Annotated in this window: 22 protein-coding genes and 1 tRNA gene; 5 read left to right on the forward strand and 18 right to left on the reverse strand. The window is 68.4% G+C overall.

Features of this window, described 5'->3' with window-relative positions; all coding sequences use genetic code 11:
• Positions 1 to 2: 2 nt before the first annotated feature.
• Genes AW270_RS03290 through AW270_RS03305 form a run of 4 tightly spaced genes read right to left on the reverse strand, consistent with a single transcriptional unit; the run spans position 3 to position 2,858 of the window.
• Complete coding sequence (locus AW270_RS03290) at positions 3 to 512, reverse strand: CAP family protein (protein ID WP_061290477.1); 510 nt, start codon at positions 510 to 512, stop codon at positions 3 to 5.
• A 40-nt stretch (positions 513 to 552) separates the two neighbouring features.
• Positions 553 to 1,056 (reverse strand): CAP domain-containing protein, encoded by a 504-nt coding sequence (locus tag AW270_RS03295; protein WP_061290479.1) that lies wholly within the window; start codon positions 1,054 to 1,056, stop codon positions 553 to 555.
• A gap of 36 nt (positions 1,057 to 1,092) precedes the next feature.
• The gene (locus tag AW270_RS03300) at positions 1,093 to 2,511 is read right to left on the reverse strand and encodes a multicopper oxidase family protein (protein WP_061290481.1); all 1,419 of its coding nucleotides are present in this window, start codon (positions 2,509 to 2,511) and stop codon (positions 1,093 to 1,095) included.
• Complete coding sequence (locus AW270_RS03305; protein ID WP_157521657.1) at positions 2,508 to 2,858, reverse strand: hypothetical protein; 351 nt, start codon at positions 2,856 to 2,858, stop codon at positions 2,508 to 2,510. The genes AW270_RS03300 and AW270_RS03305 overlap by 4 nt, the downstream gene beginning before the upstream one ends.
• Positions 2,859 to 2,970: 112 nt before the next feature.
• Here AW270_RS03305 and AW270_RS03310 point away from each other — a divergent pair, with 112 nt between their 5' ends.
• Positions 2,971 to 4,077 (forward strand): sensor histidine kinase, encoded by a 1,107-nt coding sequence (locus AW270_RS03310; RefSeq protein ID WP_157521658.1) that lies wholly within the window; start codon positions 2,971 to 2,973, stop codon positions 4,075 to 4,077.
• Entirely contained in the window at positions 4,074 to 4,736 is a 663-nt protein-coding gene (locus tag AW270_RS03315) for a response regulator (RefSeq protein ID WP_061290484.1), read from the forward strand. The genes AW270_RS03310 and AW270_RS03315 overlap by 4 nt, the downstream gene beginning before the upstream one ends.
• Positions 4,737 to 4,745: 9 nt before the next feature.
• Here AW270_RS03315 and AW270_RS03320 read toward each other — a convergent pair whose 3' ends face one another.
• The 3 genes from AW270_RS03320 to AW270_RS03330 all read right to left on the reverse strand — a co-directional run bounded on the left by AW270_RS03320 (position 4,746) and on the right by AW270_RS03330 (position 8,895).
• Positions 4,746 to 6,899: an MMPL family transporter gene (locus AW270_RS03320; RefSeq protein WP_061290486.1), complete on the reverse strand. Its 2,154-nt coding sequence runs from the start codon at positions 6,897 to 6,899 to the stop codon at positions 4,746 to 4,748.
• 12 nt (positions 6,900 to 6,911) lie between these two features.
• Positions 6,912 to 7,457 carry a TetR/AcrR family transcriptional regulator gene (locus tag AW270_RS03325; RefSeq protein ID WP_061290488.1) on the reverse strand — a complete coding sequence of 182 codons (546 nt, stop codon included), beginning with the start codon at positions 7,455 to 7,457 and terminating at the stop codon, positions 6,912 to 6,914.
• A 304-nt stretch (positions 7,458 to 7,761) separates the two neighbouring features.
• Entirely contained in the window at positions 7,762 to 8,895 is a 1,134-nt protein-coding gene (locus AW270_RS03330) for a glutathione-independent formaldehyde dehydrogenase (RefSeq protein WP_061291420.1), read from the reverse strand.
• Positions 8,896 to 9,052: 157 nt separating this feature from the next.
• Between AW270_RS03330 and AW270_RS03335 the strand changes: the two genes are divergently transcribed.
• Positions 9,053 to 9,466 carry a hypothetical protein gene (locus AW270_RS03335; RefSeq protein WP_061290490.1) on the forward strand — a complete coding sequence of 138 codons (414 nt, stop codon included), beginning with the start codon at positions 9,053 to 9,055 and terminating at the stop codon, positions 9,464 to 9,466.
• Between the two features lie 55 nt (positions 9,467 to 9,521).
• Here AW270_RS03335 and AW270_RS03340 read toward each other — a convergent pair whose 3' ends face one another.
• The gene (locus tag AW270_RS03340) at positions 9,522 to 9,947 is read right to left on the reverse strand and encodes a hypothetical protein (RefSeq protein ID WP_061290492.1); all 426 of its coding nucleotides are present in this window, start codon (positions 9,945 to 9,947) and stop codon (positions 9,522 to 9,524) included.
• 167 nt (positions 9,948 to 10,114) lie between these two features.
• Between AW270_RS03340 and AW270_RS03345 the strand changes: the two genes are divergently transcribed.
• Entirely contained in the window at positions 10,115 to 10,360 is a 246-nt protein-coding gene (locus AW270_RS03345) for a DUF6343 family protein (protein ID WP_061290494.1), read from the forward strand.
• A gap of 12 nt (positions 10,361 to 10,372) precedes the next feature.
• Positions 10,373 to 11,137, forward strand: a complete 765-nt coding sequence (locus AW270_RS03350) for a maleylpyruvate isomerase family mycothiol-dependent enzyme (protein WP_061290496.1) — start codon at positions 10,373 to 10,375, stop codon at positions 11,135 to 11,137.
• Between the two features lie 207 nt (positions 11,138 to 11,344).
• Here the strand turns inward: AW270_RS03350 and AW270_RS03355 are convergent, their stop codons facing one another.
• From AW270_RS03355 to dnaA, 10 genes are all read right to left on the reverse strand, one after another.
• Positions 11,345 to 11,908 carry a hypothetical protein gene (locus tag AW270_RS03355; protein ID WP_157521659.1) on the reverse strand — a complete coding sequence of 188 codons (564 nt, stop codon included), beginning with the start codon at positions 11,906 to 11,908 and terminating at the stop codon, positions 11,345 to 11,347.
• Between the two features lie 358 nt (positions 11,909 to 12,266).
• Positions 12,267 to 12,340 (reverse strand) — tRNA-Ile (locus tag AW270_RS03360).
• Positions 12,341 to 12,422: 82 nt separating this feature from the next.
• Positions 12,423 to 13,202: a DUF3566 domain-containing protein gene (locus tag AW270_RS42050; protein ID WP_439649038.1), complete on the reverse strand. Its 780-nt coding sequence runs from the start codon at positions 13,200 to 13,202 to the stop codon at positions 12,423 to 12,425.
• 128 nt (positions 13,203 to 13,330) lie between these two features.
• Entirely contained in the window at positions 13,331 to 15,850 is a 2,520-nt protein-coding gene (gyrA, locus tag AW270_RS03370; protein ID WP_061290500.1) for a DNA gyrase subunit A, read from the reverse strand.
• 37 nt (positions 15,851 to 15,887) lie between these two features.
• Positions 15,888 to 17,834 (reverse strand): DNA topoisomerase (ATP-hydrolyzing) subunit B, encoded by a 1,947-nt coding sequence (gene gyrB / locus AW270_RS03375; RefSeq protein ID WP_082801270.1) that lies wholly within the window; start codon positions 17,832 to 17,834, stop codon positions 15,888 to 15,890.
• Between the two features lie 334 nt (positions 17,835 to 18,168).
• Entirely contained in the window at positions 18,169 to 18,678 is a 510-nt protein-coding gene (locus tag AW270_RS03380) for a DciA family protein (RefSeq protein ID WP_061290505.1), read from the reverse strand.
• Positions 18,668 to 19,840: a DNA replication/repair protein RecF gene (gene recF / locus AW270_RS03385; RefSeq protein WP_061290507.1), complete on the reverse strand. Its 1,173-nt coding sequence runs from the start codon at positions 19,838 to 19,840 to the stop codon at positions 18,668 to 18,670. Before recF ends, AW270_RS03380 begins: the two co-directional genes overlap by 11 nt.
• 48 nt (positions 19,841 to 19,888) lie before the next feature.
• Complete coding sequence (gene gnd / locus AW270_RS03390; protein WP_061290509.1) at positions 19,889 to 20,836, reverse strand: phosphogluconate dehydrogenase (NAD(+)-dependent, decarboxylating); 948 nt, start codon at positions 20,834 to 20,836, stop codon at positions 19,889 to 19,891.
• Positions 20,837 to 20,914: 78 nt separating this feature from the next.
• Entirely contained in the window at positions 20,915 to 22,051 is a 1,137-nt protein-coding gene (gene dnaN / locus AW270_RS03395) for a DNA polymerase III subunit beta (protein ID WP_061290511.1), read from the reverse strand.
• 598 nt (positions 22,052 to 22,649) lie between these two features.
• Positions 22,650 to 24,299, reverse strand: a complete 1,650-nt coding sequence (gene dnaA, locus AW270_RS03400) for a chromosomal replication initiator protein DnaA (protein WP_061290512.1) — start codon at positions 24,297 to 24,299, stop codon at positions 22,650 to 22,652.
• Positions 24,300 to 24,392 lie beyond the last annotated feature (93 nt).

Raw genomic sequence — 24,392 nt, forward strand, 5'->3', positions numbered from 1 at the left:
AGTTAAACGGGGCGGCCGACGTTCTGCGGGAACTGGCCGAGCCAGTTGCCCGGCGGGGTGTAGCGGGCGACGACGAACTTCGCGGCCCTGGAGAAGATCGTGCCGGCCGGGCACGACCCGACCGCGACGGCCAGGTTCGTGGTGCTCTTCCAGACGACCTGGGTGAAGTGGCCCGTCGCGCCCGAGAAGCCGGGGTTGTTGTAGTCGTAGTACCTGGCCTCGTCCATCCAGGCCTTCACGGCGTCCCGGACGATGGTGGCGTCGTCGGCGACCTTGGTGGAGGCGTAGAGGTTCTCGCCGTAAGCGCCGTTCGGCTGGGAGTGCTGGAACCTGCACTGGTTCGCCCACGTCTGGGTGGCGGGCAGCAGCGCCGGGTTCCAGACCAGCGGGCGGGCGCCGTACTGGGCGCGGGCCACGTTGTGGCTGGCCAGGGCGGCGTCGGAGATCGCGTCGGCGCTGGCCGGGGCCGGGACGACGGCCAGGGCCGCCGCGACCACGAGGTATTTGATCATGGGATCAAGTCGTAGTCGCGGGGCCCCGGACGTTCAATCATCAAAGGGCGGCTTTGACCGCGTCCTGGCCCGGGATGTACCGCGCGACCACGAACTTGGTCGGCGAACCGAAGATCGAGCCGGCCGGGCAGTCGGCGATCGCGACGGCCATCCGATCGGTGTTCGCGCCGATCGTCTGGGTGTAGTGGCTGACGTCCCGGCTGTGCCGGTGGTTCGCCTTGTCGAACTTCATGGCCTCGGTCGCCCACGCCACCACGGCGTCCCGCAGGACGGTGGCGTCGTCGTCCTGGGCGGTCGTGACGTAGAGGTTCTCTCCGTAGCGGTCACCGTGGGCGGAGGGCTCGAACCGGCAGATCCGGGCGTACGCCCTGGTCTCCTCGCGGAGGGCACCGTCCCACTGGACCGGGCCGACGCCGTAGAAGGCGCGGGCCTCGTTGTGGAGGGCGGTCGCGGTGGCGGGGATGACGTCGGCGGAGGCCGGGAGGGCAGAGACCAGGACCGGGGCCAGGGCGGCCGCGGCGGCGATGACGAGGTGTTTGATCACGCCTCCATGAGATCGATGTGACTGTCCGTGATCAACCTAGACAACGTCAAAGTCCGTCATCATGGCCATGTCCTCGTGTTCGAGGTTGTGACAGTGCAGCATGTAACGCCCTCGGTACCCGTCGAACCGCACCGCGACCTCGACGGTCTCGTAGGGCCGGACGTCCACCGTGTCCTTCCAGCCCTGCTCCTCCCGGCCGAGCACCCTGAACCGGCCCAGGTGGACGTGGACGGGATGGTGGAAGTCGCTCACGAACCGCCAGATCTCGGTCGTGCCCAGGCGGGGCGCGGCGACGGACCGTCCGGGGAGGTAGGGACTGCCGTTGATCGCCCAGACGCCGTCTCTGACCCGGAAGTCGAAGGTCCGGCGGGCGACGGGGTTGTCTACAGGCTGTGGATTCGTGAGCCTGGCCGGGACCCGGCTGTCGTCGCGGCCCCTGCGGGTCACCGTGAAGCGCATGACGTCGCCACTGAGCAGGTCGGTCAGCGTGACGTGGGAGCCCACCGGATAGCGGGCGAAGTCGACGATCACGTCATAACGCTCACCCGGGGCGATGGTGATCGTGTCCCGGGTCAGCGGCCGTTCCAGAAGCCCCTGGTCGCTGCCGATCTGGGTGAAGGCGCCGCCGGGCCGCAGGGCCAGCCGGTAACGGCGGGCGTTCGAGGCGTTCAGCAGCCGGAGCCGATATCTGACCGCCTCCACCTCGTGGTGCGGCCACGGCACCCCGTTGACCAGCACGACCTCTCCTACGACGCCCTCCATGAACTCCGGCCGGACCCCATGGCGGAGCAGGAGCGTGGGGTCGAGCGCCGGATACCGGAACGACCCGTCGGGCTCGAACGACCGGTCGCAGATCATGAGCGGCAGCTCCCGGTCCCCCGACGGCAAGCCGAGCTTCTCCTCCTCGTCGTCCCTGATCAGGAAGAACCCGGCCAGCCCCTTGTAGACCTGCGGCCCGGTGAAGTCCATGCGGTGGTCGTGGTACCAGAGCGTGGCGGCCCGCTGGTCGAGCGGGTAGACGTAGTCCTTGGTCCGCTCGTGCAAGGTGGCTCCGGCGTGGTGCGGCCGGACGGTGCCCACGACCAGGTCCATCGGGTGGCCGTCGGAGTCGGCCGGGGTGACGCCGCCGTGCAGGTGGGTGGAGGTGGGCACGGTCAGGTCGTTGCGGATCGTCACCACGGCCTGCTCGCCGCGCCTGAGGTCGAAGGTCGGGCCGGGGAAGGTGCCGTCGTAGCCCCAGATCTCCGTGGTCGTCCCCGGGATGATCTCCATGCGGGCGGGGCGCTGGGTGACGACGTACCGGCCGGGGCTCGTGGGCCGCGCCGTCTTCGGCAGGGTCAAAGGCCGGGCGAACTTCGGAGGCAGTGGAAGCCCGCTGGTCAGCCGCTCGCCGGAGACCTCGACGCCGCAACCGGAGGCCAGCAGGAGGGCGAGGAACCCGCGACGGGAGATCATCGGGTCACCCGCCAGAGCAGCAGCGTCATGACCGCCGACGCGCCGAAGATCGCCATGCCGAGCGGGAAGTGCACGGCCAGAGCCCGCGACATGCCCACCCAGATCTGCCCGGATTCGGCCAGGGTCAGCGCACCCGTCGCCCATAACGGCCACACCACCCCGCGCCGCCGCCAGAAGAGGAACGAGACGGCCAGCTGGACCAGCAGCAGCGAATAGCTGATTCCGGCGTTGCTCTCGTGCCAGCTCAGCAGGTCGACGTCGCCGGTCACGAACAGCCCGGCCAGCAGCGCCTGGGCGAGTACCCCAGCCAGGTGCAGCACCGAGGTCACTCGGAGAGTCCATCTCATGGGCGCCCATTATGGCCAGCCCGAAATACCGTCACGTCAGGCCGTAGGGGGTTATGTGATGTACATCCGGAGATGTACGCCCGAGGCAGGGTTCTGACCTACCGTGACACACGTGTTGCCCTGGAAGAACGACACCGTGCTCGCCCTGCTCGTGCTCACTGTCGGCGTGGGCGGGACCTACGGCCGGATGTCCAGCTCGGGGATGGTCGAGCGGCCGATCGACATGGCGGGCCTGGCGCTGATCGTGGTCACGTCGGCGGCGCTGATCTGGCGTCGGCGCGCTCCCCTGGCGGCCGGTGTCGTGGCCGTGGCGGGCGCGGTCGTCTACTACGGCTTCCAGTATCCGGGGGTGTTCGCCGCCGCCCCCGCCCTGATCGCCGTCTACACCGCCGCGAGCCTCGGCCGTCGCCGGCTCGCTCTGCTGCTGGCGGTGGCCCTGGCCGCCGGGATCGGCGTGATCGTCGCGCTGTCGGCGACCGACCCCGAACCGGGCGGCCTGAGCCTGCTGAGCGGCTGGCTCGTCGCGGTCTTCGTGCTCGGCGAGGTCACCCGCGGTCGCCGCGCCTACCTGCACGAGGTCGAGCGGCGGGCGGCCGAGGCCGAACGCACCAAGGAGGAGGCCGCGCTGCGCCGGGCCGGTGAGGAGCGCCTGTGGATCGCGCAGGAACTCCACGACGCGCTGACCCACACGATCTCGGTGATCAACGTGCAGACCTCCGTGGCCCTGGAACTGCTCGACCGCGACCCCGCCCGGACCCGGTCGTCTTTGCTGGCGATCAAGGAGTCGGGCCAGGAGGCCATGCGGGAACTCCGCTCGACCCTCGGGGTGCTGCGCCAGCCGGAGGGCCCGTCGGCCGGTCTCGCCCGGCTGCCCGCGCTGATCGACCGTGCCGAGGCCGTCGGCCTGTCGGTGACGTCGTCGGTGCGGGGGACACCGGCCGACCTTCCGCCGGAGACCGACCGGGCGGCCTACCGGATCGCGCAGGAGGCCTTCACCAACGTGCTGCGGCACGCCGGTCCAGCCACGATCACGCTGACTGTTTCACATGAAACCACCAAGGTGGTGCTGACCATCGCCGACGACGGCACCCCCGGCGACGCCGAACCCGGCATGGGGCTGATCGGCATGCGGGAGCGCGCCGTGGCCGTCGGCGGCTCGCTGGAGGCGGGTCCCCGCCCGTCGGGAGGCTTTCTGGTACGAGCGGAGCTCCCCCGATGATCCGGGTCCTGCTGGCCGACGACCAGCCGCTGATCAGAGCCGGTTTCCGCGCTCTGCTGGAACTGGCCGACGACATCACCGTCGTGGGGGAGGCCGGCAACGGCGGCGAGGCGGTGGAGCTGTGCCGGTCGCTGCGACCCGACGTGGCGCTCCTCGACGTGCGGATGCCCCTGATTGACGGCATCCAGGCCACCCGCCGGATCGGCGCCGACGCGGAGCTGGACGAGGTCAAGGTCGTGATCCTGACCAACTACGCCCTCGACGAATACGTCTTCGCCGCGCTGAGAGCGGGAGCCAGCGGCTTCCTGGTCAAGGACATCGAACCGGCCGACCTGCTCCAGTCGGTCAGGGTGGCCGCCAGGGGAGACGCCCTGCTGTCCCCCGCCGTGACCAGACGCCTCATCGAGGAGTACGTCGCCACCCCGCCCCGCCCGGCCCCCGCCCCCGGCCTGGACCGGCTGACCGACCGGGAACGGGAGGTGCTGGGACTGGTGGCGGGCGGTCTGTCCAACGAGGAGATCGCCCGCCACCTGGTGATCAGCCACGCCACCGTCAAGACCCACGTGAGCCGGGTCATGGCCAAGCTGCTGGCCAGGGACCGGGCCCAGCTGGTCGTCCAGGCCTATGAATCAGGCCTGGTCATCCCCGGGGCGCGCTGAGCACGGTGGTCAGCCGACGCGCTCGGGCGTCGGCTCCGCCGAGACCGTCAGGTGGTGGCGCAGCTTCTCCCCCTCGACGTCGAGGTCGGGCAGGATCCGGTCGAGCCAGCGGGGCAGCCACCAGGCCGACCGGCCCAGCATCGCCATCACGGCCGGGACCAGCGTCATCCGCACCACGAACGCGTCGATCAGCACGCCGATCGCGAGCGCGAAGCCCATCGACTTGATGATCGGGTCGTCCATGAACACGAACCCGCCGAACACCGAGGTCATGATCAGAGCGGCGGCGGTGACGACGCGGGCGTTGTGGCCCATGCCGTTGATCGTCGCCTGGCGCGGGGTGTCGCCGTGCACGAAGTCCTCGCGCATCCGGGAGACCAGGAACACCTCGTAGTCCATGGCCAGGCCGAACAGGATGCCGATCAGCAGGATCGGCAGGAAGCTGACCAGCGGCCCCGGCTGGTCGACGCCGAGCAGACCCGCCAGGTGGCCCTCCTGGAAGATCGCCACGGTGATGCCGAACGTCGACCCGACCGTCAGCAGGAAGCCGAGCGCCGCCTTGAGCGGCACCAGGATCGAGCGGAAGACCAGCATCAGCAGCAGCACCGACAGGCCCACGACGAGCAGCAGGTAGACGGGCATCGCCTCGGCGAGCTTGTCGGAGACGTCGATGCCGAGAGCGGTCGCGCCGGTCACCGCGATCTCGGCGCCCGAGAGGGTGGCCAGCTTGGCGCGGATGTCATGGACGGCCTGCTCGGTCTCGGCCGAGGTCGGGCCGTTCTTGGGGATGATCGCGACCAGGGCGGTGGTGCCGGTGGCGTTCGGCTGCGGCGGGGCGGCGGCCAGCACGCCGGGCACCTGCATGATCATCTGGGCGGCCTGTCCGGCCAGCGCGGTCGTGGTCGCCGGGTCCTTGGTCGTGACGACGGCGATCAGCCGCGAGTTGAAGCCCTCGCCGAAGCCCTCGCTGGTCAGGTCGTAGGCGGCGCGGGCCGGGCTGCCGGGCGCGGCCGAACCGGTGTCGGGCAGCGCCAGCCGAAGGTCCTGGGCGGGCAGCGCCAGCGCGCCGAGCCCGGCGATGCCGATGACCAGGATCGGGATGCCCAGCTTGGTGACCAGACGGCCCCAGGTGTAGCCGAAGCCCTCCTTGGTCGTGGTCTCGGTGCCGCCGCGCTGCTTGCGCGGCAGCACCTTCTCCCCGGCGAAGGCCAGGATCGCGGGCAGCAGGGTGATCGCGACGAACACGGCCACCGCGACGGTCCCGGCGGCGGCCAGGCCCATGACGGTCAGGAACGGGATGCCGGCCACGAACAGCCCGGCCAGCGCGATGACCACGGTCGCGCCGGCGAACACGACGGCCGAACCGGCGGTGCCGGTGGCCCGCCCCGCGGCCTCCTCGCGGTCGAGCCCCTCGGTGAGGAACTGGCGGTAGCGGGAGGTGATGAAGAGCGAGTAGTCGATGCCGACGGCCAGGCCCAGCATCAGGGCCAGGACGGGGGTGACCGAGGTGAGCTCGACGACGCCGCTGAGGGCGTACAGACCCCCCATGCCGACGGCCACTCCGGCCAGCGCGTTGAGCAGCGTCATCCCGGCCGCGACCAGCGAGCCCAGCGTGATGATCAGCACCACGGCGGCGATCAGCACACCGATGGCCTCCGAGCCGCCGACCTCGGGCGCGGCCCGCAGCACGTCACCGCCGTGCTCGACCTGCATGCCCGTCACCTGGGAACCGACGCGGAGGTAGGCCTCCCGGGTCCCGTCGGCGAGGTCCTCGGCGGTGCCGGCGAACTGGACGGTGATCAGCGCGTAGCGGCCGTCGGGGGAGACCGCCCGCGCCTGGAACGGGTCGACCGCGGCGACCACGCCGGGAACCGCCGCGGCCTCCTTGACCAGCGGCGCGACGGCGGCCGGGTCGAGCTTGCCGCCCTCGGGGGCCGCCACCACGATCGTGCCGGTGGCCCCGCTGGCCTGCGGGAAGTCGCGGGCGAGCGCGTCGAGGGCGCGCTGCGACTCGGTGCCGGGCATGCTGAACTTGTCGCTCGACGGCCCCATGAACAGGGCCGCGCCCACACCCATCAGCGCGAGCAGCAGCACCCAGACGGCCACCACCCGCCCCCGGTTGCGGAAGGAGGACCGGCCGAGCCGGTAGAGCAAGGTCGCCATGAAAGCTCTCTTCTAGGAGGACAGGCCGAGCGTGCGGAACGCTCCACTGGTCAGTTCCGAACGCATGGTCTCGTCGGGGATCGAGACCCCCCGGGCCGTCGTCAGGAAGATCCCCAGCAACGCCATCCAGCCCGCCACCCTGGGCTCCTGCTCGGGCACCCGCCCGACGAGCGCGTCGACGAGCGACTCGGTCACGTCGTCGACGCAGGGCAGATCGGGGTGGTCGAGCATGGTGTCGACGTCGAGCAGCAGGATCTTGACCTGATTTCGGAAGCGCAGCGACATGTCCACGACCCCGGCGACCGCGGCCCGCGCGGCCTCCTCGCCGGACAGTGGCGCCAGCCGCTGGAGCAGCGTCTCGAACTCCTGCCCGATGGGGGCGAAGAGCTCGCTGAGGATCGCGTCCTTGTTCGTGAAGTGATAGAGCAAGGACGCCTTCGAGCAGCCCACATCCGACGCGATGTCCTGCAGCGACGTCCCCCGGAACCCGTGCGCGGCGAACAGGCGCACGGCCGAGTCGAGGATGTCGGCACGCATCGAGGTGGCGGATCGGGTCACGCCCCAACGATAACTGACCGATCGGACAGTTCTGTCCGATCGGTCAGCCGGTGCCCGAAACGCTGCACAAAGTTCAAAGCGGTGTTACACACCTCACGCCGGCCGGCGCCCACGGTGAGGAGTCTTCAACGCTTTCCGGCACGGTGGTCGACGACGGCACCGCGTTCAGTCGCCACGTGCTCGACCTCACTCGTGACGGCGCGCGGCCGGGAGCGGCCGGTGGGCGCCGGGTGGCGGGCGGGCCGGAGGCGGCGGGCGGGGCCGGGCAGGCGGAGCCGTAACGGAAAGAAAGGCTTTTCCCTGATCAGGGATGCAGGACGACCTTGGTCCAGCCCTCGTCGCGGGCGTCGAAGTGGCGGTAGCCCTGCGGGCCCTCGCTGAGCGGCAGTTCGTGGGAGACGATGAACGACGGCGTCGCCCTGCCGGTGTGGATGAGGTTGCGCAGCTGCCGGTTGTACGCCTTCACGTTGGCCTGCCCGGTCCCCATCGACTGGCCCTTGAACCAGAAGTGGCCCATGTCGAACGGGATCTTCCCGGCCCGCGCGGCCTCGTCGGGGTTGCCGGGGTCGTCGGGCAGGAACAGGCCGATCACGCCGATGCCGCCGGTGGGCCGGACCGACATGACGACGCTGTTCAGCGCCGCGGCGGAGTGCTCGTCGCCCTGCGGGTCGTGCGCCTGGTAGCCGACGCACTCACAGCCCCGGTCAGCGCCCTCACCTGCGGTGAGATCGAGGATCTGCTCGATCGCCGACCCCTCGGAGTCGTCGATCGGGATGCAGCCGATCGACTCGGCGACCCTGAGCCGGTCGGGCTGCCGATCGACGATCATGACCTTGCTCGCGCCCTTGAGCAGCGCGGAGTAGGCGGCCATCTGGCCGACCGGCCCGGCGCCGTAGACGACGCACGACTCGCCCGGACGCAACCCCGCCAGCTCGGTGGCGTGCCACCCGGTGGGGAAGATGTCCGACAGCATCACGTAGTCGTTCTCCTTCTGCCGCGCGTCATCGGGCAGCCGCAGGCAGTTGAAGTCGCCGTACGGCACCCGCAGCAGCTCGGCCTGCCCTCCCTGGAAGGGCCCCATGCCGGCATAGCCGTAGGCGGCCCCGGCCACGCCCGGGTTGACGGTCAGGCAGAAGCCGGTGAGCCCGGTCTCGCAGTTCTTGCAGTGCCCGCAGGCGATGTTGAACGGCAGGCACACCATGTCGCCCACCTTGATCCGGTCGACCGCCGAGCCGACCTCGATGACCTCGCCGAGGTTCTCGTGCCCGAGCACCCGCCCGGTCTCCATGCTGGTGCGGCCCTCGTACATGTGCAGGTCGGAGCCGCAGATGTTGGCGGCGGTCACCCGTACCAGGACGTCGGTCGGGCGTTCGATGCGTGCGTCCGGCACGTCCCGGACGACGACTTCCCCCGGTCCCTCGTACACCAGTGCCTGCATGATCACACCTCCGAATTGTCGATGATCAGCCCAACTGGGCGTCTTGCCCCATTGCGCCATATTGCCCAGAGCTGATGGACAAGCACCCCCACCGACAGCAAAGGTCCTTTTAGCACCCCTGGGGAGAACGCAGCAAAAATAATCGGGAGGATTCCTCATGCCCAAAGTGACTTGGCGCACGGGAGCAGTCATCGTCGCCGCCTTCACGGCAATCCCCATAATCACCGTCTCCAGCCCCGCCGCGGCCGACACCAACTGCGGGAGCTGGCCCGGGAACGGCATCGCCCACCACGACATCGCCAGCCGGTCGGCCACCGTCAGCGGCCGAACCGTCAAGGTCGCCCTGGTCAACCACCGCATCAGCGACCACTCGTTCGCCGCGATCCGCTCGGGCTACCGCTCCGGCGACCAGACCTGGATCGACCGCTCGAAGGACAAGGCGAGCTGGACCCAGTGCGGCCCGTTCAGTTCCCAGTTCTCCAACGACCAGTTGCACAAGGGATACTGGATGCGCGCCTGCGCCCGATTCAACGGCTACAGTTTCTGCACCGACTGGAAACAGGACAGCTGATCTGACCCAATGAGAAAGGCCCGGACCTTTTCAGGTCCGGGCCTTTCTCAGGGAATTAACGGAAGTGCCAGCCGCCCCAGCCGAACGAGTTGCCGTAGCCGTACCCGCCGCGGACGCGGAAGTCGTCGACGTGCTTGCCGAAGACGATGTGCTTGCTCAGGAAGCTCTTGGAGCTGTAGCGCTTGTAGAAGAACCACTTGCCGTCACGCTTGTAGTAGACGTCGAAGAAGCTGTAGTCACGGTCGTGGTGGTCCCGGTCCCAGATCTTGAAGTCGAGCCAGTAGCGCCCGTCCTTCTTGCCCCACCGGTAGTCGAAGCGGCCGTCGCCACGCTCGAACCGGTCCCAACTGGAGCCCTGCGACGCCGACGCCGACGCGGACACCGTGGCCGCCGACGCGGACGCGGTGGGAGCAACGGCAACCCCCGTGGCCACCACACCGGCCAGAACGGTCCCGAGCAGCAGCTTGCCAACCTTACGCACGATCTTCCTCCGTATGAGTCGCTGTCCGGATCCCCTGTTGGTGTTCGTGTTCCGGACGACGCTCAAGTTAGGCCGGGGACAACCCCTCCTTCTGCGCACAACTACGCATAAGCCGCTGAGCACGTATTACTGCACATAAGCCAGCGAGACCGGGAAAGGGGAAGCACATGAGAAACGTTCGAGACAAGTTCTGGGACACCGTCTCGCCCACGTCGGAGCGCCCGGAAAGCCCGCTGACCCTGCGGATCGCCCTGGCCGTCTTCGGCCTGGTCGTCTGCGCCGCCCTGGCCGTCGTGGCCTTCGTCGCCGGAGTCCTGGCCCTGGGCATCATCCTGGCCGTCCTGGCCCTCATCGCGGTCGTCGACCTGGTCGCCGTGATCCGCCGCCGTCACAAGCGACGCCTGACCGGCTGATAGACAACAGGGGTGACAAGCCCCCTGGAGTTCGCCGATCTGCCGCGCCTGATCGAGGAACGGTCGACCGCCTTCCGAGCCGCCGTCGCAGCGGCCCCCGACCTCGACGCGCAGGTCCCGACCTGCCCCGATTGGACCCTGTTCGACCTGGCCCGGCACCTGGGCGGCGTCCAGGGCTCATGGGCCGCCACCGTGGCGGCGGGCCCGTCCGCCACGTCCAAGTCGGCCTTCACAGGCGCTCCCGCACCCAAGCAGCAGGATGCCCTGCTGACCTGGCTGACCGAATCCACCCAGCAGCTCCTGGACGCCCTGCGTGAGGCAGGCCCGGACCGCGGCTGCTGGACGTGGTGGGCCGCCTCGCAGTCCCCCAGCACCAGCGGCGCCGTGGCCCGCCACCAGCTCCAGGAGGCCACCGTCCACACCTACGACGCCCAGCTCACCACAAGCGCCCCGCAGCCCCTGCCCGACGAGATCGCCCTGGACGGCGTCGAGGAGTTCCTCTCCACCTGCTGCGCCACCCCGAGCCCCTGGCCACACCAGCCCGCCACCTTCGACTTCCACGCCCAGGGGCCGCATTCCTGGCGCCTCACCACCGACAGCACCGGCGCCCGCTTCACCCGTCTCACAGGGAGCGCCCCTGATGCCGCAGTGTCCGTCCACGGCACGGCCGGCGACCTGGTGCTGTTCATGTACGACCGCATCCCGGCGACTTCCTTGCGCATCGAGGGAGACGCGGGCCTCATCGACCTGCTCCGCGCCTGGGACCCGGAGGAGTAGGACGCAGACGATCGCCTTGCACGGCGACACCACCGAGAGCGGACCTCGCGGCGACGGCCACGATTCGACGGTGGATCAGGCGCACCACGACGTGGGGATCATGACCCGCTCTGAGCTCGCGCAGTCAACCACGTGGTAGGCGGTCAGTCGCCAGGACATGGCTATATCACCGAATTCGGTTCGAGGTATCGGAGCGCCGGCGCTCGGTCAGCGCCAGACCGCGTTCGTGAGCACCTTGGACAGGCCAGCAGTGCTGAACTTGTCGACAATAAGGATCTTGGACTTCGGCAGCAGCCACTCACGCTGGATGAAGGTCGCCTTCACCTTGGAGAAGTCGTTCCCGACGCACTTGATCTTCCAGGCGCGGTACTGCGCCTTGTGCCCCTTGCCGACCTCGCGAAAGCCGGACTCGAGAAGCTTGACACCACCGCCGTAACTCCACTTCGCGTTCAGCGGGCACGGCTGCACGTCGGTGGCAGGGTAGTAGGGCGACTTGCCCGTGTAGGGATTGAACAGTTCGTTCCCTACTGCGATGCCCTTAGGGCCATAGATCGAGAACTGGTGACAGCCGGGCTCGTTGAGCTTCTTGCACTTACCGGTGACCACGTAGACGAAGTCACCTTTGCCGTGCGCCTTCCACGCGTGCGGCAGGGTGATCGTCAGCCCCTTACGCAGCTTGAGCACCTGCCCGGCTGACGCCTGTGCCGTAGCGGGCGCCAAGGCGCCTAAGAGCGTGACGACGGCGGCGAGAGAAAGAATCCGCTTAATCATGACTCGTGAGACGAGCCACCACCGGAAAAGGTTCGGGGGCGAACTCGTTTGGTTACCTTCGTCCCACTCTCAAAGGCCGTCTCCCGCCTCGAATCGGATGGACAGAGCTGGTCGAGTGGCCGCCCAGGCGGAGCCGTAACAAAGAAAGAAGTTCAACCCGAGCGAAGCGAGGCTCTCCAGGGAGCGAGAGCGACCCGGAGCGACAGCGACGCAGGGACGCGAAGCGGCCAGGGGAAGCGCGAGGGGGCGCAGCCCTCTCGCATCGGGGGGTTCGGGGGGTCGTCCCCCCGTATAAACGAGGAAGGAGACCCGCGGAAAGCGGCACAGCCGCTGACCACAGATCTCCCATCTCCGAACGTGGGGCTACCAGGACTTGAACCTGGGACCTCTTCCTTATCAGGGAAGCGCTCTAACCGTCTGAGCTATAGCCCCTCGTCAGCCCGCTAGTGCGTGGCGACGGGGTAAAGCTTACCGTGTTCCGCGGTGTGGTCGCACCGCGGAATCACGACTACTGCTACTCGGCTTCGGAGAAGGTCACTTCGACGCCGCCGACCAGGTCAGCGCTCAGGTTGTAGATCACAGCCCCCAGGGTGGAGAGCGCCGTGATCAGGACCACGTTCACCGCCCCCAACAGGGCCGTGTACCCGAGGATCCGCACCGGCTCGAACCAGGAGGCGATGTCGAACGAGGCCGCGGCCCCGCCCTCGCCCTGGGTGAGCTGGTTGACGGCCTGGACGAACGCGTCGAACACGCCCATGGCCGACAGCACCCCGTAGAGCACCGCCACGGCCACGAACAGCACGACGAAGCACACCAGCGACACCACGAAGCTGAACTTCATGGCCGACCACGGCTCGACGCGCCGCAGCACCAGGTGGGCCTTGCGGGGCGCGCGGCCGGAGGAGTCCTTCGGCGCGGACGTGGACAGGACCGGACGGTCGGTCGTGAGCGGCTCGGCCGACGGGCGGGAGGCCGTCACGATCGGCTCGGGGGCCGAGACCGGCGTGGGCAGGCGGGGCGCCTTGAAGGCGGCCGTCGGCTCGTCGCCGGCGCGGTTCTGGTCGCCGTTGGGCGACTGGGGCCGCGACCACGGCTTGTTGTCGCCGCCGGACGGGCGGATGCGAAGGGTGGAGTCGTCGGCCTTGGAGTCGTCCTTGGGAGTGTCACGAGCGCTCTGGGGCGCTCTGGGCGTCTCCTTCTTGGGAGGCTGCCCCGGCGCCTGGGCCGGTCCCTGCGCGGGCCCCTGGGCCGGGCCGGCGGGCTTGGGGCCCGGCGGCGGCGTGGGGCCGGCCACCTTGGGGGTCTCGGCCGTGTTGTCGTCGCCGTCGATCCGGGCGGATACCCCGTCGCGCATCGACGACGAGGCAGCCGAGGTAGACGCGGGTTTCTTGGCCGCCCCGGTGTTCGTCTTGCCCGAGTTGGTCATTGCTCGTCTCCTGCCCCGTTCTCAGTCTCCGCCGCTTCGGCAGTCTCCAACGCTTCGGCGTTCCGGGCTAGGGCCACGACACTGTCGCCTTCCGCGAGATTCATCAGCCTGACCCCCATTGTCTGGCGGCCCGACTGCTTGATCTCGACGGCGCTGGTCCGGATCACTCCACCGGCGGAGGTGATCGCGAAGACTTCGTCTTCGGGTCCCACCATGACGGCTCCGACCAGCTTGCCACGGGCACTGACTATTTTGGCCGTCAGTACGCCCTTTCCTCCCCGGCCTTGCAGCGGATACTGCTCAACCGGTGTGCGCTTCGCATACCCGCCCTCAGTGGCGATAAGCACGTCGTCACCATGGCTCATGACATTCATGGCGAGAAGTTCATCTCCGTCGATGAAACGCATACCGATCACGCCGCTGGTGGCCCGGCCCATCGGACGGAGCGCCTCGTCGGAGGCGGTGAAGCGGATCGCCTGGGCGTTCTTGGAGACGAGCAGCAGGTCTTCCTCCTCGGAGACCAGCCGGGCCGCGATCACCTCGTCGTCGTCGCGGAGGTTGATCGCGATGAGGCCGCCGGACCTCGGGGAGTCGTATTCCGAGAGGCGGGTCTTCTTGACCAGGCCGCTGCGGGTGGCCAGCACCAGGTAGGGGGCCACCTCGTAGTCGCGCAGGTCGAGGACCTCCATGACGCGCTCGTCGGGCTGCATGGCCAGCAGGTTGGCCAGGTGCTGCCCGCGCGCGTCACGGCCCGAGTCGGGCAGTTCGTACGCCTTGACCCGGTAGACGCGGCCCTTGTTGGTGAAGAACAGGAGCCAGTGGTGGGTTGTGGTGACGAAGAAGTGCTCGACGATGTCGTCCTGGCGGAGCTGGGCGCCCCGGACGCCCTTGCCGCCGCGCTTCTGCGCCCGGTAGAGGTCGGTGTTGGTGCGCTTGGCGTAGCCGCCGCGGGTGATCGTGACGACCATCTCGTCTTCGGCGATCAGGTCCTCGATGGACATGTCGCCCTCGTACGCGATGATCTCGGTCTTCCGCTCGTCGCCGAAGCGGGTGATGATCTCACCGAGCTCGTCGCCGACGATCTGACGCTGCCGCTGCGGGCTGGCCAGGATGTCGTTGTACTCGGTGATCAGCGCCATCAGGTTGTCGAACTCGTCCTGGATCTGCTGACGCTCCAGGGCGGCGAGCTTGCGGAGCTGCATGTCCAGGATCGCCTGGGCCTGCGTCTCGTCGATCTCCAGCATGTCCATCAGGCCCTGCTGGGCGGCCGAGGCCGACGACGACGAGCGGATCAGCGCGATCACGTCGTCGAGGCGCTCCAGGGCCTTGAGCAGGCCGCGCAGGATATGGGCCCGCTCCTCGGCCTTGCGCAGCAGGTAGCGGGTCCGGCGGACCACGACCTCGATCTGGTGGCCGATGTAGAACTTGACGAACTGGTCGAGGCGCAGCGTGCGGGGCACGCCGTCGACCAGGGCGAGCATGTTGGCGCCGAAGGTGGTCTGCAGCTGGGTGTGCTTGTAGAGGTTGTTCAGCACGACCTTGGCGACCGCGTCGCGCTTGAGGACGACCACCAGGCGCTGGCCGACCCGCGACGACGACTCGTCGCGCACGTCGGCGATGCCGTTGATCTTGCCTTCCTTGACCAGCTCGGCGATCGACAGCGCCAGGTTGTCGGGGTTGACCTGGTAGGGCAGCTCGGTGATCACCAGGCACTGGCGGCCCTTGTTGTCTTCCTCGACCTCGACGACCGCGCGCATCGTGATCGAGCCACGGCCGGTGCGGTAGGCGTCGTCGATGCCCCGCTTGCCGACGATCAGCGCGCCGGTGGGGAAGTCGGGGCCCTTGACCCGGGCGATCAGACCTTCGAGGAGTTCCTCGTCGGTCGCCTCGTAGTTGTCCAGCGCCCACTTGACGGCTTCGCCGATCTCCCGCAGGTTGTGCGGCGGGATGTTGGTCGCCATGCCGACCGCGATGCCGGCCGCGCCGTTGACCAGCAGGTTCGGGAACCGCGACGGCAGGACCATCGGCTCCTGGGAGCGGCCGTCGTAGTTGGGCTGGAAGTCGACGGTCTCCTTGTCGATGTCCCGCAGCATCTCCATGGCGATGGGCGCGAGCTTGCACTCGGTGTAGCGCATCGCGGCGGGCATGTCGTTGCCCGGGGAGCCGAAGTTGCCCTGGCCGTCGACCAGCGGGTAGCGCAGCGACCACGGCTGCGCCAGCCGCACGAGGGTGTCGTAGATCGAGCTGTCGCCGTGGGGGTGGTAGGAGCCCATGACGTCACCGACGACGCGTGAGCACTTGAAATAGCCGCGGTCGGGGCGGTAGCCGCCGTCGAACATCGCGTAGAGCACCCGGCGGTGCACCGGCTTGAGGCCGTCGCGCACGTCGGGGAGGGCACGCGAGACGATGACCGACATCGCGTAGTCCATGTAGCTGCGCTGCATCTCGGACTGGATGTCCACCGGTTCGATGCGGTCAGCCGGCGGCGGGCCCGGAGGCAGGTTAACTTCCGTCACGTCAATCCTTCACAGGGTGGGGTTCGGCTGCCGCGGTCTAGACGTCGAGGAACCGCACGTCACGGGCGTTCCTGATGATGAACTCCCGGCGCGGGGCGACGTCTTCGCCCATGAGGACGGTGAACATCTCGTCGGCCTGGGCCGCGTCGTCGAGGGTGACCTGGAGGAGCAGCCGCGTGTCCGGGTTCATCGTGGTCTCCCAGAGCTGGTTGGCGTTCATCTCGCCGAGGCCCTTGAAGCGCTGCACGTTGTCACGCGGACGGGGGTCGGGCTTGCCGGCCTCGATGCCCGCCTGGATCACGGCGTCGCGCTCGCGGTCGGAGTAGGCGTAGGAGGCGTCCTCGCCCTTCCGGTCCCACTTGATCTTGTAGAGCGGCGGCTGTGAGAGGTAGACGTGACCGGCCTCGATCAGCGGCCGCATGAAGCGGAACAGCAGGGTGAGCAGCAGCGTCGTGATGTGCTGGCCGTCGACGTCGGCGTCGGCCATCAGGATCAGCTTGTGATAGCGCAGCTTGGAGATGTCGAACTCGTCGTGGACGCCGGTGCCGAGCGCCGTGATCAGCGACTGGACCTCGGTGTTCTTCAGCACGCGGTCGATGCGCGCCTTCTCGACGTTGAGGATCTTGCCGCGGATGGGCAGGATCGCCTGGAAGCGCGAGTCGCGGCCGCCCTTGGCCGAACCGCCGGCCGAGTTGCCCTCGACGATGAACAGCTCACACTTCTCGGGCTCGCTCCACTGGCAGTCGGCCAGCTTGCCCGGCAGCCCCGAGCCGCTCTCCAGCAGCGACTTGCGGCGGGTCAGGTCACGGGCCTGACGGGCCGCGATGCGGGCGCGGGAGGCCTGCAGAGACTTGCTGATGATCTCCTTGGCCTCGCCGGGGTTGCGCTCGAACCAGTCGCGCAGGTGGTCGTTGCAGGCCTTCTGGACGAACGACTTGGCCTCGGTGTTGCCCAGCTTGGTCTTGGTCTGGCCCTCGAACTGGGGCTCGGCGAGCTTGACCGAGATGATCGCGGTCAGGCCCTCGCGGACGTCGTCACCGGTGAGGTTGTCGTCCTTGCCCTCCTTGAGGAACTTCTGCTCGCGCGCGTACCGGTTGACGATGGTCGTCAGCGCGGCGCGGAAGCCCTCTTCGTGGGTGCCGCCCTCAGCCGTGTTGATCGTGTTGGCGAAGGTGTAGACCGACTCGGAGTAGGAGGCGTTCCACTGCATGGCGATCTCGACCGAGATGCCCTCGCTGTGCTCCTCGAAGTCGATCACGGAGTTGTGGACCGACTCCTTCTTGGAGTTCAGGTGGGTGACGAAGTCGGACAGGCCGCCCTCGTAGTGGTAGGTGATCTCGGTCGGCTCCTCGCCGACGCCGTGGTCGGGGCGCTCGTCGCGGATGACGATCGTCAGGCCCTTGTTGAGGAAGGCCATCTCCTGGAAGCGGCGCGAGAGCGTCTCGAAGTTCCAGGTGGTCGTCTCGAAGATGTCGCCGTCGGCCCAGAAGGTGATCGAGGTGCCGGTCTCCTCGGTGGGCTCGCCCTGGATCAGCTCGGTGACGGGCTTGGAAGCGACATAGGACTGGCGCCATTCGAAGCCGTCACGCTTGATCACGGCCTCCAGACGGCCGGCGAGCGCGTTCACGACCGAGAGGCCCACGCCGTGCAGACCGCCGGAGACGGCATAGGACTTGCTGTCGAACTTGCCGCCCGCGTGGAGCACGGTCAGGACGACCTCAAGGGTGGGCTTGTTCTCCGTGGGGTGGAGCGCGACCGGGATGCCACGGCCGTTGTCCACCACCCGCACGCCGTTGTCGGCGAGCAGGGTGACCTCGATGGTGTCGCAGAAGCCGGCCAGTGCCTCGTCGACGGAGTTGTCCACAACCTCGTACACAAGGTGGTGGAGACCACGCTCTCCGGTCGAGCCGATGTACATACCCGGGCGCTTGCGAACCGCCTCAAGACCTTCGAGAACGGTGATTGAGCCTGCGTCGTAGGACAAGTGCGAAATCCTCCTGCCGCGGACACGCGGCAGGAAACATAGGATGGCTGCCTGCCGTGCCCGTCACCGTCGTGAGTGCCCCGATGCGCTCACCCTGGGGAATCGGCTCGCCACGGCCGGGGTGACACGCAAACGGACGTGTCCTTAAGTCCACTTTCATTCTACCGGCTCCGGGAGCCTCAAGTGGCATTGACGGGGGCTGTGATGCCCTCTAATACGATGATCTTGGTTTTGGTGTGACACCCCGGCCACAGGGGTTCAGCGCGTCAGGCGCGATTTCGGGCCGGTGCAAGACTTTTCCACAAGCGATCACATGATCTTGTGGAAGCCCGCGTCAGCCGTAAATGTCACCGGGCCCACGGCTGCCCTTCACGCGGATGTGGCCGGCCTGTCGCGGGGGTGCGAGGTTGGGCCCGCGCACCTTCACAGCGGTCACCGTCCCTTCTCCCAGTTCCTCGTTCAGCCTTCTGACCAGGGTCGGGGCGAGCAAACGCACCTGAGTGGCCCAGGCCGTCGAGTCGGCGGAGACGATGACCTCGCCGTCTTCGAACGCCTCGGGGCGGGTGTGCAGCCCGAGTTCGGCCCCGACGATCTCCCGCCAGCGCCCGAAGACGCCGCCGATCGCGACCGGTTCCTCCCACCCCCGGGCGGCCAGCAGATCGGCGATCGCGGCCCCGAAAGAGAGCGGATCACCGGAATCCCGCTTCGGGCCGCCCTTCTTCTTCCTGGGCTCGGTGCGTGGCAGCTGCCCCCGCCGCTGGGCGTCGGCCTTGGCCTGGGCGAGCTTCTCGCGGGCCAGCGAGGCCCCCTTGGCCGCCGATTCCTTCGGATCGTCACCCGACACGGGTCACACTCCCCTCCGTGACGTCGAACCGGGCGCCGCTCAGTTCCCCCGGCACGTCCTCCGCCACCGCCGCGGTGATCAGCACCTGCTCGGCCGGGGCGACGATCTCCGCCAGCCGCCGCCTCCGCTGCGAGTCGAGCTCGGCGAACACGTCGTCGAGGATCAGCACCGGGTCGCCCCCTTCCGCGCGCAGCAGGTCGTAGGCGGCCAGCCGCAGCGCCAGCGCGAACGACCACGACTCGCCGTGGCTGGCGTAACCGCGCGCCGGCAGCTCCCCGAGCCGCAGCAGCAGATCGTCCCGATGGGGACCCACGAGGGTGACCCCCCGCTCGATCTCCTGCGCCCGCGCCTCGGCCAGCGCCTGTCCCAACCGTACGGCGAGATCCGCGCGGTCCGTCCCCAGGTCGGCGTCGTCTGTGGAAAACCATCGGTAGTCGATCTGGGCCGGGACCGAGCCGGGGGCCAGCTCGGCATACGCCTTGGCCACCAGCGGCCGCAGGTTCTCCACAAGGTCCAGCCGGGCCGCGAGCAGCTCGGCGCCGTGGCGGATCAGGTGGGCGTCCCAGACCTCGAGTGTGGACAACGCGTCGCCCGCTCCGGCCTGGGCGAAGGCGGCGTCGTCCAGCTGGCGGCGGGGGCTCCGGCGGCGGGTCTGCGAGGCCGTGCGGAGCAGGGCGTTGCGCTGCTTCAGGGCGCGCTCGTAGTCGGCCCGGACGCCGGCGAACCGGGGGTGGCGGGCGACGAGCAGGTCGTCCATGAACTTGCGGCGCTCGGAGGGGTCGCCCTTCGACAGGGCTAGGTCCTCGGGGGCGAACAGCACGGTCCGCAGCACGCCGAGGGCGTCTCTGGCCCGGGAGACGGGCGCGCGGTTCACCCGGGCGCGGTTGGCCTTGCCCGGGTTGATCTCCAGTTCGACCAGCGCGCGCCGCTGGTCACGCTCGATCTGCGCGCGGATGACGGCCCGGGGGGCGCCGTGGCGTACGAGAGGAGCGTCGGTCGCCACCCGGTGCGACGCGTGGGAGGCGACGTAACCGATGGCCTCGACCAGATTGGTCTTGCCCTGCCCGTTGGGCCCGACGAAGGCGGTGACCCCGGGTTCGAGCGCCAGCTCGGCGGTGGGGTAGGACCGGAAGTCCGTCAGCGACAGGTGGGCGGTGAACATGCCGGTAACGGTAACGGGCTCCCGCCGCGAAGCGGGAGCCCGGCCGGATCAGGAGCCGTTGGCCTCGGGCATCGTGGCGTCGGCCGCGCCCGGGGCGTCGGCCCCCTTCTCGTAGGAGCCCTCGGCGGAGGTGACGGCGTGGCCGCCGAACTGGTTGCGCAGCGCGGCGACCATCTTCATCGCCGGGGAGTCCTCCTGCCGCGAGGCGAACCGGGCATAGAGCGCCGCCGTGATGACCGGCAGCGGCACCGCGTGGTCGACCGCCGCCTGGACGGTCCAGCGGCCCTCCCCGGAGTCCTGGGCGTAGCCCTTGAGGTCTTCCAGGCCCGGGTCCTCGTCGAGCGCCCGGGTGAGCAGGTCGAGCAGCCAGGAGCGGATGACCGTTCCATGACGCCAGCTCTTGAACGCTCCAGGGACGTCGGTGACGATGTCGGTGGCCTCGAGCAGCTCCCAGCCTTCGGCGAAGGCCTGCATCATGCCGTATTCGATGCCGTTGTGGACCATCTTGGCGAAGTGGCCCGCCCCGATCGACCCGGCGTGGACGAACCCGTCTTCGCCTTCGGGCTTGAGGGTGTCGAAGATCGGCTGGAGCCGGGCGATGTCCTCGGTCGTGCCGCCCGCCATCAGGGCGTAGCCGTTCTCTAGGCCCCAGACGCCGCCGGAGACGCCGACATCGACGAACCGCAGGCCCTTCTCGGCGAGCTCCTTGCCGTGCTTCTGGTCGTCGACGTAGTGGGAGTTGCCGCCGTCAATGATCACGTCGTCGGCGGAGAGCGCGTCGCTCAGGGACGCGATGGTCGCCCGGGTGGGCTCACCGGCCGGGACCATCACCCAGACGGCGCGGGGCGCCTCCAGGCGGTCGACCAGCTCTTTCAGGCTTCCGACGTCGCTGACGTTCGGATCGCGGTCGTAGCCGACGACCTCATGGCCACCGCGGCGCAGCCGCTCGGCCATGTTGCCGCCCATCTTGCCCAGGCCGATCATGCCGATCTGCATGAGAGCACCCCCTCAGGGTTCCATCTACGGTCACGCCGACTCGCCTACCCGACCCGAGGGTTGATCATACGGTTCTGATCAGCTTGAGAGGCGAATGGGCATGATCAGGTAGCGGTAGTCAGGTATGCCCCCATCTTCCACAGGTTTTCCACCGGTGAGGATGGCGGGCTTCGTCGAGGTGGTGAACTGCAGGCGAGCAACGTCGGAATCGATGGCGCTCAGGCCCTCGAGCAGGAACTGGTGGTTGAAGGCGATGTTGATCTCGTCGCCGGTGAACTCGACCGGCAGGACTTCCACAGCCTGTGCCTCGTCGCCGCTGCCCGCTTCGAGCACGACCTCGTCGCCCCGGAAGGCCAGCCGGACCGGGGTGTTGCGCTCGGCGACCAGGGCCACGCGCTTGACGGCCTCGACGAAGGCGCTGGTGACCAGATCGGCATGGCAGGAGAACTGGGTCGGCAGCAGCGAGCGGTATTTGGGGAACTCGGGGTCGAGCAGGCGGGTGGTCGTGCGCCGGCCGGAGCTGCTGAAACCGATCATGCCTTCGCCGGTGCCGCCCACGGAGCTCAGGGCGATCTCGACCTCGGCGCCGGTGACCAGCGACTTGGCGGTGTCGGCGAGGGTCCGGCCCGGGATCATCGCGATCGCCTGGAAGTCGGGCTGGTCGGGCTGCCACTTGAGCTCACGGACGGCCAGCCGGTAGCGGTCGGTCGCGGCCAGCGTGACCGTGTCGCCGTCGATCTCCATGCGGACGCCGGTCAGCATCGGCAGCGTGTCGTCCTTGCCCGCGGCGGTGGCCACCTGGGCGACGGCCGAGGCGAACACGTCGCTGCCGACCCGGCCCGCGGCCGGGGGCATGGCCGGGAGCGAGGGATAGTCCTCCACCGGCATGGTCAGCAGGGTGAATCGGGCGCTTCCACAGGTCACGACCGCCTTGGCGCCGTCCACCACGAAATCCACAGGCTGTGCGGGAAGGGCGCGGGTGATCTCGGCGAGCAGACGGCCCGACACCAGCACCACACCGGCCTCGCCGGTCTGCAGATCGAGAGTCACCTCGGCGGAGACCTCGTAGTCGAACCCGGAGAGCTTGAGCTGCTGCTCCTCGGTGACCTCGAGGCGCATGCCGGCGAGGACGGGCACCGAGGGTCTGGCGGGGAGGCTGCGTGCCGTCCACGCGACGGCTTCGGCGAGCACGTCTCGGTCGACCCGGAACATCACGTGGATCAGCCTCCTGCGGTGGGTAGGGACGGCGTCGGGGCGGTGATGACTGGGGAGCGGCGACGCTGGGCTCGGGGTGTGACTGCCCATCTTCGTCGCTTGCCGGGAGGTGTCAACTCCGGGATTTTTTGCTCCGGAGCTCAGCCCGAAGGTTGCTCTTGACTTTCCTCTAGGTGAGATATCAGCCGTCTTAATAGGGGCTGTGGAAACTGTGGACAACACCTATAAACCCAGGTCAGGGCCTGTTTATTTTCCACAGGCCCTGTGGAAGCTTTGTGGATTACTCAGAGCTCACTGGGGATAACTTTTAGTTACCCACAGCCCGTCCACAGGTTTGCACCCAGTTATCCACCGGTTACCCACAGCTTATCCACAGGTTGTCCACACGAGACACGCCCGACACGGAGTGTGTTTTTTCCACTACCCACAGGCCATCCACAGCGTGTCCACAAGTTATCCACCGCTGGAGGGGGGTTTACCCACAGGTTGTCCACAGACTTGTCCACAGCCCGTCGAGGCATGTTGATCTAAGAGAGACGTGTGCTCAGCAGGTCAGAGAAGTGTTCCGTGATCCACAGGGTTATCCACAGGCTGTGAATCAAGCGGTGCGCGCACGCTGCTTGATGCGGGTGGTCAGCTCGTTGACCTGGTTGTACATCGACCGGCGCTCGGCCATCAGGGAGCGGATCTTGCGCTCGCTGTGCATAACAGTGGTGTGGTCACGGCCGCCGAACTGGGCGCCGATCTTCGGCAGCGAGAGATCGGTGAGCTCCCGGGCCAGGTACATGGCGATCTGACGGGCCACCACGAGGGCCCGCGACCGCGATCCGCCGCACAGGTCGTCGAGCGAGACGCCGAAGTACTCGGCGGTGGTCGACATGATCAGCGCGATGGTGATCTCGGTGCTGGAGCCTTCTTCGGTGATGAGGTCCTTCAGCACGACCTCGGTCAGCCCGATGTCCACGGACTGCCGCTGGAGCGACGCGAACGCCGTCACCCTTATTAGTGCGCCTTCGAGCTCGCGGATGTTGGTGGCGATCCGGCTGGCGATGTACTCCAGCACGTCGGGCGGCGCGGCCAGGCCCTCCTGGATCGCCTTCTTGCGCAGGATCGCGATGCGGGTCTCCAGCTCGGGCGGCTGGACGTCGGTGATCAGCCCCCACTCGAAGCGGTTGCGCAGCCGGTCTTCGAGCGTGACCAACTGCTTCGGGGCCCGGTCGCTGGAGATGACGATCTGCTTGCTGCTGTTGTGGAGGGTGTTGAAGGTGTGGAAGAACTCCTCCTGCGTCTGCTCCTTGCCCTCAAGGAACTGGATGTCGTCCACGAGGAGGATGTCCACAGCCCGGAACCGCGCCCTGAATCCGTCGGCCTTGTGGTCGCGGATGCTGTTGATGAAGTCGTTGGTGAACTCCTCGGAGCTCACGTAGCGCACCCGCGCACCTTCATAGAGGCTCTGCGCGTAGTGACCGATCGCATGGAGAAGGTGTGTCTTCCCCAGCCCGGAGTCGCCGTAGATGAAGAGCGGGTTGTACGCCTTCGCCGGCGCCTCGGCCACCGCGACCGCCGCCGCGTGGGCGAACCGGTTGCTGGCGCCGATGACGAACGTCTCAAAGGTGTACTTCGTGTTCAGCCGCGCGGGCTCCCCCGGCGTCTTGCCACCCGAGGGGCGAGGAGGCGCCTTGTCGTTGCTCGGCGGGTTCTCCGCAGCCTGTGGATATTGGGTGTACGGCTGCTCGACGGGGGGCGGCGCACCTGGGACACCCTGTGGGCGCGACTGTGGAAAGTCAGGCTGCTGCTCCGGCGGGTCCTTGTGAAACCCCTGGCCGAAGCCCTGCGGAGATTGCACAGGCTGTTGAAAACCACGATCCCCAGCCTGGGGAAAACCGCCGCCTTGGGGAAAACCGGAGGAACCTCCGGCTGGGGAGAACCCGCCACCCTGGGGAAAACCGCCGGGACGGCCGTAGTTCTGCTGGGGCGGCTCGGCCTGCGTGGCCGTCGGATCGACCATCACCGCGATGCGGACCGGACGGCCGAACTCCTGCGACAGCGCCTGGGCGATGAGGGGCCGCAGCCGCACCTCGATGACTTCCTTGGCGAAGTCGTTGGGCGCCGCCAGCAGAATCGTGTCGTTGATCAGCCCGGACGGCTGCGTCATCTGCAGGAACGCGCGCTGCTGGCCCGAGACTCCCTGGTCCAGAAGAGTGGTGAGCGCTCGTGCCCACAACTGGTTGAGGTCGACGCCGTCCACCGTTCGGCACTCCTCCCTGACGCGGCCCGTTCGATAGCTCTTGCCGCGTGTCGTTTTCCACACCCGCCCCGCCCGGTCTGGTCCCGGTGGCGC

The organism is Herbidospora cretacea, assembly GCF_001570605.1.
In the GTDB taxonomy this organism is placed as follows: Bacteria; Actinomycetota; Actinomycetes; order Streptosporangiales; family Streptosporangiaceae; genus Herbidospora; species Herbidospora cretacea.

Coding starts and splice junctions, on each gene's coding strand:
- AW270_RS03355 (WP_157521659.1), bottom strand. CDS start 11,908: ATGATTAAGCGGATTCTTTCTCTCGCCGCCGTCGTCACGCTCTTAGGC.
- AW270_RS03345 (WP_061290494.1), top strand. CDS start 10,115: ATGAGAAACGTTCGAGACAAGTTCTGGGACACCGTCTCGCCCACGTCG.
- AW270_RS03290 (WP_061290477.1), bottom strand. CDS start 512: ATGATCAAATACCTCGTGGTCGCGGCGGCCCTGGCCGTCGTCCCGGCC.
- recF (WP_061290507.1), bottom strand. CDS start 19,840: ATGTTCACCGCCCACCTGTCGCTGACGGACTTCCGGTCCTACCCCACC.
- AW270_RS03320 (WP_061290486.1), bottom strand. CDS start 6,899: ATGGCGACCTTGCTCTACCGGCTCGGCCGGTCCTCCTTCCGCAACCGG.
- AW270_RS03330 (WP_061291420.1), bottom strand. CDS start 8,895: ATGCAGGCACTGGTGTACGAGGGACCGGGGGAAGTCGTCGTCCGGGAC.
- AW270_RS03305 (WP_157521657.1), bottom strand. CDS start 2,858: ATGAGATGGACTCTCCGAGTGACCTCGGTGCTGCACCTGGCTGGGGTA.
- AW270_RS03335 (WP_061290490.1), top strand. CDS start 9,053: ATGCCCAAAGTGACTTGGCGCACGGGAGCAGTCATCGTCGCCGCCTTC.
- gnd (WP_061290509.1), bottom strand. CDS start 20,836: ATGCAGATCGGCATGATCGGCCTGGGCAAGATGGGCGGCAACATGGCC.
- AW270_RS03315 (WP_061290484.1), top strand. CDS start 4,074: ATGATCCGGGTCCTGCTGGCCGACGACCAGCCGCTGATCAGAGCCGGT.
- AW270_RS03300 (WP_061290481.1), bottom strand. CDS start 2,511: ATGATCTCCCGTCGCGGGTTCCTCGCCCTCCTGCTGGCCTCCGGTTGC.